Genomic DNA, 13,553 nt, shown 5'->3' with positions numbered 1-13,553 from the left:
TCTTTCGGCTGCAAGGAGGAGGAAAGAGAACATGCGCGTGATCGCAGGAGAAGCCCGGGGCCGCAGTCTGGAGGCCCTGCCGGGGACCGACGTGACCCGGCCCACCCTTTCGCAGGTAAAGGAGGCGATGTTCAGCATCGTCCAGTTCGACCTGCCCGGCGCACGGGTGCTGGACCTGTATGCGGGCAGCGGCCAGCTTGGCATTGAAGCACTGAGCCGCGGCGCGGCGCGCTGCGTGTTTCTGGACGAGAACCGCGAGGCGGTGAACATCATCATGCGCAACTGCAAGGCCTGCGGCGTGTTCGACCGCAGCCGCGTCAATATCGGTGAGGCTGCGCGGTATCTTTCCGCCTGCCGCGAGCAGTTCGACATCGTACTGCTGGACCCGCCCTTCCGCAATGGTACACTGGAAAAGATCCTGCCTGCGGTGGATAAATGCACCGCGCCCGGCGGCATCGTGCTGTGCGAGAGCGAGACCGGCATCGTGCTGCCGGCCGAGGCAGGCGGCCTGACCCTGAAAAAACAGTACAAGTACGGCAGGGTGCTGCTGTGGAAATACACAAAGCCCATGCAGAACACAGACCCTGCCGAGAACGAACCGAAGGGAGAAGCACTATGAACGTGAACGAACTTTTGGATACCATTGAGGATGCTCTGGAGGAAGGTGCCAATGTGCCCCTTTCCGGCGGCAAAAAGATCGTGGATGTGGAGCAGATCCGGGATTATCTGGACGAGATCCGCGCAAACCTGCCCGGCGAGCTGCGGCAGGCCCAGCAGATCGTGAACGACCGCGCTCAGATTGTGGAGACGGCCAACGCACAGGCGCAGGCCATTGTGAAAAAGGCTGAGGAGCGGGCGCGCATTCTGGTGAGTGAAGCCGAGATCGTGAAGGCTGCACAGCAGCGCGCCGGGGAAATCACCACTGCAGCCCAGAACGAGGCCCGCACCCTGCGCCAGACCGTGACCGACTATTGCGACAACATGCTCAAGAACACCGAGGAAACAATGGTGGAAAATGCGGCACAGGTAAAGAATGTGCGCGCAAATCTGCGCCAGAACGCCAAGAAAAACGGCTGAAGACAGCCTTTTTCACACACAAATTACACATACGGCAAAAACCAAAGTTCCTGCAGGCAGAAATGACGGCCGACAGGGACTTTTTTTGTTGCATTTTGCGGCAAAAACGGGAGCACAAACCCTTGCAATCAGGGGCCTGATTTGTTAAAATAAAACTGTGTTATCGGGTAAAAGTGTGCGCTGTGTGCACAGTGCCCGGAACACGGAAAGCTTATGAACTGAGAAAGGAGGCCGCAGCGATGGAACTTGAAACACAAGCAGCCTTTGACCCGGCCTCGTTTGAGCATATCCCCGTTCTGCTGAACGAGTGTCTGGAGGGTCTTTCCATTGATCCGGCCGGCACCTACCTTGACGGCACTGCAGGCGGCGCGGGACATTCCCGCCAGATCGCCTTGCGGCTGGATGCAGAAAAGGGCGGCAGGCTGATCTCGCTGGATCAGGACCCGGACGCGGTGCAGACCGCGCGTGCCCGCCTTGCGGGCCTGCCTGCCACGGTGGTGCAGATCAACTTCCGCTATGCCGGACAAGCTCTGGAGAGCCTTGGCATCGACAAGGTCAACGGCGCGCTGCTGGATCTGGGCGTTTCCAGCCATCAGCTGGACGATGCGGCCCGCGGCTTTTCCTACCGTGCGGATGCACCGCTGGACATGCGGATGAGCCAGCAGGGCGAAACGGCAGCGGACCTTGTGAACACCGAGAGCCGCGAAGAGCTGGCACGCATTCTGCGGGATTACGGCGAAGAACCTTTCGCATGGCAGATCGCGGGCAGGATCGTGGAGGCAAGGGAGAATTCTCCCATCGAAACGACCCTGCAGCTGGCAGATATCGTGGCCAGCGCCATGCCCCCGGCGGAACGCCGCAAAAACAAGAACCCTTCCCGCCGCACCTTTCAGGCGCTGCGCATTGCAGTGAACCATGAACTGGATGCGCTGGAAGAAGGCTTGGATACCATTTTTGATCATCTTGCGCCGGGCGGCCGGCTGTGCGTGATCACCTTCCACTCGCTGGAGGACCGGCTGGTGAAGAACAAATTTCGCCGCTGGTCCACCGCGTGCACCTGCCCGCCGGAGTTTCCGGTGTGCGTATGCGGCGGCAAAGCCAAAGCGAAGCTGATCACCCGCAAACCCATTGAAGCAAACAGTCAGGAATTGGAAGAGAACCGGCGCAGCCGGTCCGCCCACCTGAGAGTTTTGGAAAAATGCTGAACGGCAGAAGCCGTTGTGTGAGGAGGAGAGCAAACCATGGGTCAGGCAGCATATGATTATAACGCGGTACGCCGCAGAAAAGCCCCGCAGACACAGCGCAAGGCAGATCTGCGGGTAGCAAAGGGCGGCAAGCGTCGGCTTTCGCCGCTGCAGGCAGCGGTGCACAACGCCATGCACCTGGTAGCAGCAGCACTGCTGGTGGGGTTTGCCATCAGCCTGCTGTGGAGCGAGTCCAAGCTGGTGGAGCTGAACGACCAGATTCAGGACGCAAAGGCTCAGCTGGTCAGTGAGCAGAGCCAGTATACTTACTATAACAGCACCCTGAACAGCAAGACCAACATTACCAGCGTGGAAGAGACGGCCGGCAGGCTGGGCCTGATGAAAATTGATCAGAGCCAGATCACCTACATCCGTTTGGGCGAGAGCGACACGCTGGAGCGCACCCAGTCCGCTGTGCGGCAGTGGACCGACTTTATCTACAACGGTGCCGTGAACATTCTTGGCACTGTAAAGTGAACCAAATATGGGAAAGCGTGCGGCAGCGCACGCTTTTTCGGTTTATACACCCTGTTTGCAGGGCAGTTCCAAATTTGACAAAAGCGCGGCAGAAGGCAGCAAATGCCCGCTGCCGCAGGAGCATACCATGTGGAAATTCTTCCGAAAATTCATCAAAAAAATAAAAGGCCCCTGGCCGGAAACCAGCACCGGTGCCCGCATGAACCCCAGAACCAGTCTGATCTGCGGCGGTCTGGCCCTTGTGGTCATGGGCCTTGCTGCGGCCCGTGTGACCTACAGCCTGTATGATATCCAGATCAAAAACGGTGATACCTACCGCCAGCTGGCCGCAAAGCAGCAGCTGCTGGATACCACCATCAAGGCCACCCGCGGCGAGATCTACGATACCTCCGGCATCACGCTGGCCTCCACCAGCGTGGTGTGGACCATCTGGGCCGACCCGGACAACAGCAAAATCTTATATACCACCACCGGCAAGGATGAGGAGGCGGCGCGCACGCTGGACACGGCCATGTGCGCCGAGGTCAGCCGGGAACTGACCCTGCGCCTGCTTTCCGGCGACGGCGAAAGTCTGGACGCGGTGGACACTTCCTCGGAAGCGTACCAGACCCAGTACCAGAAGGTTTACGATGCACTTTCCAAGACGGACACCAAGTATCAGGTGCTGGCCACCAAGGTGAACAACGCTGTCAAGCTGTCCATCGAATCCTACGTTTCCCAGTTCAACAAGGCACACAAGCGTGCCACTGAGACCTCCCGCAAGGGCAACATCTCGGTCGGCAGCGAGAAGAGCTTCCAGCGCAATTACCCCTACGGAGCGTTTGCAGCGGCAGTGCTGGGCTTTACCGATGCGGACGGCATTGGTACTTACGGTCTGGAAAAATCCTATCAGTCCACGCTGGCCGGTGTGGATGGCCGCACCATTACCCAGCGCAATGCCTACGGCAACGCCATTGCGGACGAGAATGCCACCACCTTTGCAGCCAAGGATGGCTCCAATCTGGTGCTTTCGCTGGATGTGAATGTGCAGGAGATCGTGGAACGGTATCTGAACGAAGCCATTGCAGCCAACACGGTGGAGAACCGCGGCTGCGCCATCGTGATGAACGTCAAGACCGGTGCCATCCTTGCCATGGCTTCCAAGCCGGATTTTGACCCCAACGACCCGCTGGACTACAGCGCAAATCTGGATTACCTCAACGAGCTGGTGCGCGCTGAGCCGGAGCTGTACGGCATCTACAAAAAGGATGAGAACGGCAACGAGCTGAAGGATGCAAACGGCAACCGCATTCTGGACGAGGAGGGCGATTACTCCGGCTACTTCCGCGATATCCAGTGGAAAAACAAGGCCATCACCGAGTTGTACTACCCCGGCAGTGTGTTCAAGGTGATCACCTCGGCCATGGGCGTGGACTCCGGCCTTGCAAACATCAACACCACCTTTACCTGCGCCGGTGCTTACGGCGTGGCAAAGGAGACCTACCACTGCGCAGGCCACAAAGCCCACGGCACCATCACACTGGCCGAAGCTCTGCGCCAGAGCTGCAATATCTACTATATCCAGCTGGGTCAGCGCGTTGGCTCCCAGACCTTCTATAACTACTTCGATGCCTTTGGCTTTACCAGCCGCACCGGCGTGGACCTGCCCAGTGAGACGGGCTTCATGCAGTATTATAAGGCCAACCAGCTGGGCGAAGTGCAGCTGGCTTCCTCGGCCTTTGGTCAGGCAATGGCCATCACCCCGCTGCAGATGTGCACCGCTGTGGCCGCAGCCGTCAACGGCGGCTATCTGGTCACGCCCCATGTGGTGGATAAGATCACCGATGCAAATGGCAACGTGATCGAGGAGATCGGTGCCAATGTGCGCCGTCAGGTCATCAGCGAGAGTACCAGCAATGTGATCCGCCAGATCATGGAATATGAGGTGGGCAACGGCACCGGCGGCGGCAAGTATGCCTATGTGTCCGGCTACCGTATCGGCGGCAAGTCCGGCACTTCCGAACAGTTGAACATGGACCGCCGTGCCGACGGCGACTACAAGAAGGTGGCATCCTTTGCCGCTGTCCTGCCTGCCGACGACCCGGAGATCATCGTCTATGTGATGCTGGATGACCCCAACAACGCCAGAACGGACTACTCGTCCCTGCTGGCAGCGCCCGTTGTGGGCAACATCATCAGCGAGATCGCACCCTACCTTGGCATTGCCGCCGACGGCGAGGATCGCAGCCAGACTGTGGTCACTGTGCCGAATCTGGTGGGCACCGAGTGGAGCAGTGCGCAGGTGCAGCTGAACATCAAGGGCCTCAGGCATCAGCTGGCCGAAAGCACCACCAGTCAGGCGGCAGCAGCTGTCACCTACCAGTATCCGCACGCGGGTGCAAAGGTGGCCTACGGCACCACCGTGTACCTGTATACCGATACCTATGAGGGCAGCCATACCGATGTGCCGGATGTGACCGGCAAGAGCGCGGACTTTGCCCGCCAGATGCTGTCTGCCGCCGGATTGAACTGTGTGGTGGAGGGCAATGCGAACGGCACCGTGCAGGCCCAGAGTGCAGACCCCGGTTCCAGTGTGCAGCGCGGCACCGTCGTGACCATTACCTGTGGATAAGAGAGAGTATCCTGTGATCCTGAATAAACAGAGAGGGGACATGAACAATGGAAAAAATTTCTGCAAGCAAGCTTCTGGCAGGGCTGGTGCCCGCAGACTTCATCCGGGAAGAGGTGCAGGTGGAACTGGTGACCACCGACAGCCGCGAGGTGCGGCCCGGCTGCATTTTTGTAGCGTTCCCGGGTGAAAAATTTGACGGCCACGATTTTGCGGCCAAAGCACTGGAGAACGGTGCTGTTTATGTGGTGGTGAACCACCCGGTGGAGGGCGTGCCTGCGGAAAAGGCCATCCTCTGCCCGGACAGCTACCACGCCATGATGGTGATGGGTGCGAACTACCGCAGCCAGTATCACCCCAAGATGGTGGGTGTGACCGGCAGCGTGGGCAAGACCACCACCAAGCAGATGACCTACGCCGCCCTTGCAGGCTTTGGCGAGACCATCAAGACCGAGGGCAACCAGAACAATGAACTGGGCATGCCCCGCACCCTGATGCGGCTGGAAAGCAGCACTGAGTATGCCGTGATCGAGATGGGCATGAGCCATGCGGGCGAGATCGACCGTCTGGCCCGGGCCGCACGCCCGGATGTGGGCATCATTACCTGCATCGGTGTGTCCCACATCGGCAATCTGGGGAGTCAGGAGAACATCTGCAAGGCAAAGCTGGAGATCTGCAACGGCCTGCCGGAGGGTGCACCGCTGGTGCTGAACTATGATGATAAGTTCCTGCGCGCCGCAAAGCTGCCCGCCCACGTGAAGCCGGTATGGTTCAGTCTGGCAGATGAGAACGCTGATGTGTGTGCACTGTCCATCCGGCAGGAAGAGGACGGCATGAGCTTTGTGCTGGAAGATCAGGAAGAGGGCACCTTTGTGGTCAAGATCCCGGCCATGGGCAAGCACAATGTGGCAAACGCTCTGGCTGCCTACTGCGCCGCCACCCGCTTGGGCTGCGACCCGCGCGGTGTCATCAAGGGGCTTTCCAATTTTGAGCAGACCGGCCGTCGCCAGAAGGTGGTGCACAGCAAGGGCGTTACCGTCATTGAGGATTGCTACAATGCAAACCCCGACAGCATGAAGGCCGCGCTTGCCATGTTCAAGGAATTCCCCTGCAAGCGCCGCTTTGCCCTGCTGGGCGATATGCTGGAGCTGGGCGAGCTGTCCCGCGAAGCTCACGAGGAGCTGGGCCGTCTGGCTGCGGAGAGTGATCTGTACTGCCTTGTGACCTACGGCGAAAACGCAAAGCGCACGGCTGTGGTGGCTGCAGCCAAGGGGGTCAAGACCCTCCATGCCAACAACTACCGCGAGGCAGCGGATGCTCTGCTGAACCGGATAGAGCCGGGCGATGCCCTGCTGGTGAAGGCAAGCCGCGGCATGGCGCTGGAAAAAGTGCTGGAAATTTTCTACGCAGAGCAGAAAGATGCCGAAGAATAACCCTTTGGCATGAATTTGGAGATTGAAAAATGATTCGTTTCGCCTTGGTCGTCGCGTCGGTGCTGGGTTTTGTGCTGACTGCGGCGCTCGGCAATATGATGGTGCCGCTTCTGCGGGAGCTGCAGCGTGCGGCACGCGGCACACAGCCGGACAGCGATGCCCCGGACAGCCCGGTGCCTACCATGGGCGGGCTGTGCCTGATGGTGGGCACCCTTGCCGCTGTGGGCGTGGGCTGGCTGGCCGCATGTGCTGCACAGCCTTCCCTGCTTGGCAGCGACCGGCAGATGACCTCCCGCCTGCTCATTGCACTGCTGGGGTCGCTGGCCTTTGGCGCAGTGGGGCTGGCCGATGATCTGGCCCGCATCCGCAGCCGCTACCCGGACGGTTTGGGCCTTGGCCTGCGCCGCACACAGCGCCTTGCACTGGAATGCATCGCTGCAGCGCTGGTGCTGGGCCTGCTGGCACTGAACGGGTGCTTGCCCACAGGGCTGATCCTGCCGGGAGCAGGCTATGTGGAATGTGCGCTGGCACCGCTGCTGTGGGCTGTGCTGCTGGTGGCGATGGCCGAGGCGGCCCGCGTGGCCGACGGTGCCGACGGCACGGTGTGCGGCGCGGCCTTTGTAGCTATGCTGGGCCTGATGATGCTGGAAACGCAGCTGGGCTGGTTCCCGCTGGCAGTATTCCCGGCGGCACTGGCCGGTGCACTGATGGCCTTTCTGCTGTGGGATTTTCCACCGGCGAAGCTGCACCCCGGCCGGTGCGGCTGCTTGTATGCAGCGGGAGCCATTGGCTGCATTCCGCTGTGCATTGGCTACGCAGAGCTGAGCATCCCGCTGGCACTGCCCTTCTGGGTGGAGGGCGGCATGGTGTTGCTGCAGGTCCTGTTCTGCCGCTGGAAGGGCAGGCCGCTGTTTGCGGCGGCACCGCTGCACCGCTGGCTGGAAAAGCGCGGCATGAGTGCAGTGAATATTTTTTACAGCCTGTGCGCACTGAGCGTGTGCGGGCTGGCGCTGGCCGTGCGTCTGGCACGCTGGGCCTGAGCGCCTGATTCTGAAAATAAGGGGGCGTGGCAATGGCAGCCACCCGCAGACAACATAAAAACCAAAAAGAAAGCGCATGGGTGCCGCCGCTGCAGCGGGACCCGGGACCGTGGAACCGGCTGCTGCTCAACTGGCTGGCAACGCTGGCCATTATCATGGTGTTCGGCCTTGTAATGCTGTACAGCGCAAGCTACACCACCGGCTACCTGCGCATGGGCGACAGCCTGCACTACATCAAGCAGCAGGCTATCTGCATGGCCATTGGCATTGGCTGTATGGTAGTCATGAGCTATGTGGATCACCGCTTCCTGCGCTGGGCGAGCAAGCCGCTGTACTGGGTGGTACTGGCCATGCTGGCCGTCACGCTGACCTTTGCACCGCTGAACGGCTGCCGCCGCTGGATCCGTCTGGGCGGCCTGACTCTGCAGACCTCTGAGGTGGCAAAGTTTGAGATGATCCTGCTCTCGTCCCATCTGGCGGCAAGTGCGCCGCAGATCGGCCGGTTCAGCCCGTCGCTGAGAGAAAAGATCAAGCCAAAGGATTGGCTGTTCATCCGCATCGTAAGGCAGCTGATCGTGCCGGTGCTGCCGCTGGTGCCGGTGGTGGTGCTGCTGTTTTTAGAGCCGCACATGTCCGGCATCCTGCTGACCACCGCCATCGTGGGCACCATCCTCATGCTGACCGGCTGCGGCGGTGTATTGACATGGTGCGGGGCCGCAGCGGCGGCTCTGCTGCTGAAACCGGCCCTGACGCTGGTGGAATCCATTGGCTATCTGCAGGACCGCCTGAACACATGGTCCGATGATCTGGAAGCGCTGAACGACCAGACCAAGCAGAGCTTGTACGCCATCGGCTCCGGCGGACTGAAGGGCCTTGGCCTTGGCAACAGCGTAGAAAAGCAGCTCTGGCTGCCGGAAAGCACCAACGACTTCATCTTCAGTGTGGTGTGCGAAGAGTTGGGCTTCATCGGTGCGGTGCTCATCATCGTGCTGTTCATACTGCTCATAGCGCAGGGCCTGATGATCGCCTATAAGGCCGAGAACCAGTTCTGCACCATGGTGGGGATTGGCATTATGGCGCAGATCGCCTGGCAGGTGTTCTGCAACATCGCCGTGGTCACCAACACCATCCCGAATACCGGCATCAGCCTTCCGTTTTTCTCGTCCGGCGGCACCAGTCTGATCTTGCTGCTGGCAGAAATGGGCGTGATGGTGAACATTGGGCGCAACGGAGAGCGGGCGGCGCAGCAGAGGGCAGCGGCCCACGCACAGCGGCAGGCTGCAAAGGCTCAGCGTGATGCGGAGCTGAAGGACCGTACCATCAATCTGGACGATGCCCGCCGTGCGCGCAATGAACTGTAACGACTGTTTTGAGGGCGCAGGCCAGTGGGGAACTCCCCGATAGCCTGCCCAGATGCACTAATAATAGAGGAGGAATCGTCATGCGAGTTCTGATCGCTGCCGGCGGCACTGCCGGCCATATCAACCCGGCACTTGCCATTGCAGGTGCTATCAAAAAGGCAGACCCTTCTGCCGAGATCCACTTTGCCGGCCGCAAGGAGGGCATGGAGTACCGTCTGGTAGGACAGGCGGGCTATCCCTTCCACCATATCGAGATCACCGGTTTCCAGCGCAGGCTGTCGCTGAACAACATCAAGCGCAACATCGTTACGCTGTGGAATCTGGCCCTCTCTGGCCCCAAGGCAAAGGCCATTATGAAGGAGGTCAAACCCGATCTTGTGATCGGCTGCGGCGGCTATGTGTCCGGCCCGGTGGTGCGCTGTGCCGCCAAAATGGGCATCCACACCGCCATTCATGAGCAGAACGCCTTCCCCGGCGTGACCAACAAGCTGCTGGCACCGGATGTGGATCTCGTGTTTGCCGCCGTGCCTGCTGCAGTGGAAAAGCTGGGCGCACCTGATAAGACCATCGTGGTGGGCAATCCGGTGCGCCCGGAGGTGTTCACCAAGGCAAAGGACCGCGATGCCATCCGCGCTGAGCTGGGCGCGGGCGACCGCACGGTGATCCTTTCCTTCGGCGGCAGCCTTGGCGCACGCCGCGTCAACGAGGTGGTGGCCGACCTGTGTGCATGGGAACAGCACGAGAAGAAGCCGGTGCTGCATCTCCACGCTACCGGCCAGTACGGTGTGCAGCTGTTCAAGGATCTGGAAAAGGAAAAGAACTTCGCGGAGGGCGACGGCCTTGTGGTGAAGGAATACATCAACAATATGCCGGAACTGCTGGCTGCGGCAGACCTTGTCATCAGCCGCGCCGGTGCGCTGACGCTGGCCGAGCTGGAAGCTGTTGGCCGTGCAGCCGTGCTCATCCCCAGCCCCAATGTGGCTGAGAACCACCAGTACTTCAATGCCATGGAACTGCAGAAGGCCGATGCCGCTGTGGTGATCGAGGAAAAAGACCTGACCGGCGAAAAGCTGGTGAGCACGGTGTCCGACATGCTGGCACAGCCCGGCAAGCTGGCTGAGATGGGCAAAAATGCCCGCAGCCTGTCGGTGGATGACAGCCTTGACCGTATTGCAGACGCTCTGATGAAACTGGTGCAGAAGTAAAACAAAACCTAAACCGGAAAGGAGGTGTGCGCCATGCAGCAATACCGCAATAACAGAAACAACGGCAATATCTACGACCTGCGGAAAGACCTGCAGCATACTCCGCCGCCTTCACAACAAAAAGGATCTTCCGGCAGTGCGGACGGGCGCTATGGCTTCAACGGGGAACCGCTGAGCTTTGCGCCGGACCGCACCGCCAATGGTACGGTGCGCCGCACCCGTACCGATAACAGCATCGAGTTCCCTTCGCAGCCGCGCCGCACCGAACAGAGCGGCACCCGGCGCACCAGCGGCCAGAACCGGAACCGTACCGCGCAGCGAAGCCGCACGGCCCAGCCGGAACAGCGTGCATCCGGCACGGCCCGCAAGCCGCAGCAGCGCCGTTCACAGGGGCAGAAGCCGCGCAAGACAGCGGCTCAGGCAGCGCAGCAGCGCTACAAAAACCAGCGTCTGCGCCCGGCACAACAGCAGCCACGCGACCCGGTACAGCGGGAAAAACGCAAGAAGCGCCGCCTGACCCGCGCTGCACTGAAGCGGCGGCGGATGCTGCGGCGGCTGATGGCCTTTGTGACCCTGCTGGCCGTGATCGCCGCCGGTGTTTACCTGACCATGACCATGCTGTTTAAGATCGGTACCATTCAGGTGCAGACGGCGGACGGCACCGTGGTGCAGGAGGTGGGCGGCTATTCCAGCAGCCAGATCCTGCAGGCACTGGGTGTGCAGACCGAAGAGAACATTTTCAGCTTTGACCCCGCCGCCAAGGAAGCGGAACTGGAAAAGCAGTTCCCGCTGCTGGAATCCATCAGGGTGGTTCGGGATTACCCCAACACGGTGGTGGTGCAGGTGACCGAGGCGGTGCCTACCTATGCCATGCAGACGAAGAGCGGCTGGCTGACCCTCTCGGATCAGTTCAAGATCCTGGCCTGCGAGTCTGCCCAGCCGGAAGAACTCAAGACCCTATACGGCGGCGAGCCGGTGTCGGTGACACCCGGCGACCAGCTGACCTTTGCAGCGCAGGCAGACCCGGCGGCATCGGATGCATCCGGTTCGGCAGCAGCTTCGGCAGCGGTGCAGACGGACGACCGTCTGGATGCGCTGAATGAGCTGCAGGCAAAGCTGGAAGAGTATGGGATGCTGGACGATGTGACCCGCATGGAATTTGCGGACACCGACCAGATGGCATTTTTGTATCAGGATCGTGTCAGTGTGCTTCTGGGTACACGGAACGATCTGGATTATAAGCTGGACCGCGCACGCTATGTGCTGACCAATGCCGACGGCAAGGGTTGTGCCCCTACCGACACCGGCAGACTGGATTTCAGCCATGTCAGCGCGGGCAGCACCCGTAAAATTTACTTTGCACAGGGCCAGCCGACCCTGCCCTCCGGTTATGTTGTGCCGGAAAAGACCGTGCCGGAAGAGCCTGACACCTCTGCTGCCGAGGATACTGCGGCAGACGGTGCAGAGGATGCCGCTGCGGCCCAGCCTGCGGACGATACGGCGGCAGCTGCGAAAGAAACACCGCTGACCGAGCCCGCCCGCATGACCGCAAATAACGAAGAAAACCCCATGTGACAAAATGTTTTGAGGAGCGTGTGCAGTATGAAACTGGAACAGTTATTGGAAGGCGTGCCCTTTACCCTTGCGCAGGGCAGTCTGGACACCGAGATCTCGGATATCATCTACGACAGCCGCAAGGCGGCACCGGGCCTTTTGTTCGTGTGCATCGTGGGCACCCAGCGTGACAGCCATGAGTTTGCCGCCGACTGCGCGGCAAAGGGTGTCAGCGCACTGGTCATCCAGCACGACATCGACCTTTCCGCCATGCCGGGCGTGACCGTGGTCAAGGTGGAAAGCAGCCGCTATGCCATGGCTCTGATGAGCGCGAACCTCTTCGGCAACCCGTCCCGCCAGATGACCATGATCGGTGTGACCGGCACCAAGGGCAAGACCACTACCACCCACATGATCAAGAGCGTGCTGGAAGCTGCAGGCCGCAAGGTGGGCATGATCGGCACCAACGGCATTTATTATATGGGCCGCCACAAGGAAACTGCCAACACCACCCCGGAAAGTTACGAGCTGCAAAAGACCTTCCGGGAGTTTCTGGATGCAGGCTGCGACACCGCGCTGATGGAAGTTTCCAGCCAGGGCTTGATGATGGACCGCGTGGCCGGTGTGCACTACAATGTGGGCGTGTTCACCAACCTTTCGCCGGATCACATCGGCCCCGGCGAGCACAAGACCTTTGAGGAGTACCGCAGCTGGAAGGGCCAGCTGTTCAAGCGCTGCGACGTGGGCGTGGTGAACATTGACGATGAGAATACCGAAGCACTTCTGGAAGGCCACACCTGCCGCCTTGTCACCTATGGCCGCGCTGAGCAGGCGGACTACCGCGAGACCGGCTTTGAACTGCTGCGCACCCACGATTTTCTGGGCGTGAAGTTCCATGTGACCGGCAAGGACGAGATGGATGTGAAGGTGAACATGCCCGGCGAGTTCAGCGTGTACAACGCGCTGGCAGCTCTGGCGGTGGGCAAGGTGCTGGGCCTGCCGGATCAGGCGATCTACGACGGCCTTGGCAAGTGCGTGGTCAAGGGCCGCGTGGAGCTGGTGCCCATCAGCAAGAAGTTCACCATCCTGCTGGACTATGCCCACAACGAGGTGTCCACCGAAAGCCTGCTCACCACTCTGCGGGCCTACAAGCCCCACCGTCTAGTGGTGGTGTTCGGCTGCGGCGGCAACCGCTCCAAGCTGCGCCGCTACGGCATGGGCGAGATCTGCGCCAAGATGGCGGATCTCTCCATCCTTACCGAGGACAACAACCGCTTTGAAAAGGTGGAGGACATCCTTGCTGATATCCGCGTGGGCATGAACAAGGGCAACCCGGATGCAAAGTTCGTGGAGATCCCCGACCGTCTGGATGCGCTGCACTACGCAGTGGATCACGCGCAGGAGGGCGACCTGATCGCCGTCATTGGCAAGGGCCACGAGACCTACCGTGACCGCGAGGGTGTCAAGACTCCGTTCCTGGAGCGGGAGCTGCTGGAAGAGTATGCACAGCAGATCGGGCTGGAATAACAGATAAAAAATAACGCCGTGTCGAAT

General features: G+C 60.4%; 11 protein-coding genes. All 11 read left to right on the top strand.

Annotated features, from left to right (window positions below):
- Positions 1-31: 31 nt before the first annotated feature.
- Complete coding sequence (rsmD, locus tag J3348_RS10390; RefSeq protein WP_044953972.1) at positions 32-619, top strand: 16S rRNA (guanine(966)-N(2))-methyltransferase RsmD; 588 nt, start codon at positions 32-34, stop codon at positions 617-619.
- Entirely contained in the window at positions 616-1,077 is a 462-nt protein-coding gene (locus J3348_RS10385) for a hypothetical protein (RefSeq protein WP_005944071.1), read from the top strand. Before rsmD ends, J3348_RS10385 begins: the two co-directional genes overlap by 4 nt.
- 239 nt (positions 1,078-1,316) lie before the next feature.
- Positions 1,317-2,282 (top strand): 16S rRNA (cytosine(1402)-N(4))-methyltransferase RsmH, encoded by a 966-nt coding sequence (gene rsmH / locus J3348_RS10380; protein ID WP_005944076.1) that lies wholly within the window; start codon positions 1,317-1,319, stop codon positions 2,280-2,282.
- Positions 2,283-2,318: 36 nt separating this feature from the next.
- On the top strand, positions 2,319-2,798 hold the full coding sequence (locus J3348_RS10375; RefSeq protein WP_005944079.1) for a hypothetical protein: 480 nt from the start codon (positions 2,319-2,321) through the stop codon (positions 2,796-2,798).
- 127 nt (positions 2,799-2,925) lie between these two features.
- Positions 2,926-5,409 (top strand): penicillin-binding protein 2, encoded by a 2,484-nt coding sequence (locus J3348_RS10370; RefSeq protein ID WP_207698931.1) that lies wholly within the window; start codon positions 2,926-2,928, stop codon positions 5,407-5,409.
- A 47-nt stretch (positions 5,410-5,456) separates the two neighbouring features.
- On the top strand, positions 5,457-6,839 hold the full coding sequence (gene murF / locus J3348_RS10365) for a UDP-N-acetylmuramoyl-tripeptide--D-alanyl-D-alanine ligase (protein WP_118528655.1): 1,383 nt from the start codon (positions 5,457-5,459) through the stop codon (positions 6,837-6,839).
- Positions 6,840-6,868: 29 nt separating this feature from the next.
- Entirely contained in the window at positions 6,869-7,879 is a 1,011-nt protein-coding gene (locus J3348_RS10360) for a glycosyl transferase family 4 (RefSeq protein ID WP_154260698.1), read from the top strand.
- Between the two features lie 32 nt (positions 7,880-7,911).
- Complete coding sequence (locus J3348_RS10355; RefSeq protein WP_207698930.1) at positions 7,912-9,240, top strand: FtsW/RodA/SpoVE family cell cycle protein; 1,329 nt, start codon at positions 7,912-7,914, stop codon at positions 9,238-9,240.
- Between the two features lie 80 nt (positions 9,241-9,320).
- A complete protein-coding gene (murG, locus tag J3348_RS10350) occupies positions 9,321-10,445 on the top strand; it encodes an undecaprenyldiphospho-muramoylpentapeptide beta-N-acetylglucosaminyltransferase (protein WP_097774340.1) in 1,125 nt (374 codons plus the stop codon).
- Between the two features lie 33 nt (positions 10,446-10,478).
- Complete coding sequence (locus J3348_RS10345; RefSeq protein ID WP_207698929.1) at positions 10,479-12,020, top strand: FtsQ-type POTRA domain-containing protein; 1,542 nt, start codon at positions 10,479-10,481, stop codon at positions 12,018-12,020.
- Positions 12,021-12,047: 27 nt separating this feature from the next.
- On the top strand, positions 12,048-13,526 hold the full coding sequence (locus J3348_RS10340; RefSeq protein ID WP_207698928.1) for a UDP-N-acetylmuramoyl-L-alanyl-D-glutamate--2,6-diaminopimelate ligase: 1,479 nt from the start codon (positions 12,048-12,050) through the stop codon (positions 13,524-13,526).
- Positions 13,527-13,553: the final 27 nt, after the last annotated feature.

The sequence above is a fragment of the Faecalibacterium sp. Marseille-Q4896 genome, assembly GCF_017377615.1.
Taxonomy (GTDB): Bacteria; Bacillota; Clostridia; order Oscillospirales; family Ruminococcaceae; genus Faecalibacterium; species Faecalibacterium taiwanense.
The sequence above is the reverse complement of the archived record's forward strand: the minus strand, read 5'-3'. Positions and strand labels throughout refer to the sequence as shown.

Excerpts from the sequence above, each read along its gene's own strand:
- rsmD (WP_044953972.1), top strand. The coding sequence starts at position 32 with ATGCGCGTGATCGCAGGAGAAGCCCGGGGCCGCAGTCTGGAGGCCCTG.
- J3348_RS10385 (WP_005944071.1), top strand. The coding sequence starts at position 616 with ATGAACGTGAACGAACTTTTGGATACCATTGAGGATGCTCTGGAGGAA.
- rsmH (WP_005944076.1), top strand. The coding sequence starts at position 1,317 with ATGGAACTTGAAACACAAGCAGCCTTTGACCCGGCCTCGTTTGAGCAT.
- J3348_RS10375 (WP_005944079.1), top strand. The coding sequence starts at position 2,319 with ATGGGTCAGGCAGCATATGATTATAACGCGGTACGCCGCAGAAAAGCC.
- J3348_RS10370 (WP_207698931.1), top strand. The coding sequence starts at position 2,926 with ATGTGGAAATTCTTCCGAAAATTCATCAAAAAAATAAAAGGCCCCTGG.
- murF (WP_118528655.1), top strand. The coding sequence starts at position 5,457 with ATGGAAAAAATTTCTGCAAGCAAGCTTCTGGCAGGGCTGGTGCCCGCA.
- J3348_RS10360 (WP_154260698.1), top strand. The coding sequence starts at position 6,869 with ATGATTCGTTTCGCCTTGGTCGTCGCGTCGGTGCTGGGTTTTGTGCTG.
- J3348_RS10355 (WP_207698930.1), top strand. The coding sequence starts at position 7,912 with ATGGCAGCCACCCGCAGACAACATAAAAACCAAAAAGAAAGCGCATGG.
- murG (WP_097774340.1), top strand. The coding sequence starts at position 9,321 with ATGCGAGTTCTGATCGCTGCCGGCGGCACTGCCGGCCATATCAACCCG.
- J3348_RS10345 (WP_207698929.1), top strand. The coding sequence starts at position 10,479 with ATGCAGCAATACCGCAATAACAGAAACAACGGCAATATCTACGACCTG.
- J3348_RS10340 (WP_207698928.1), top strand. The coding sequence starts at position 12,048 with ATGAAACTGGAACAGTTATTGGAAGGCGTGCCCTTTACCCTTGCGCAG.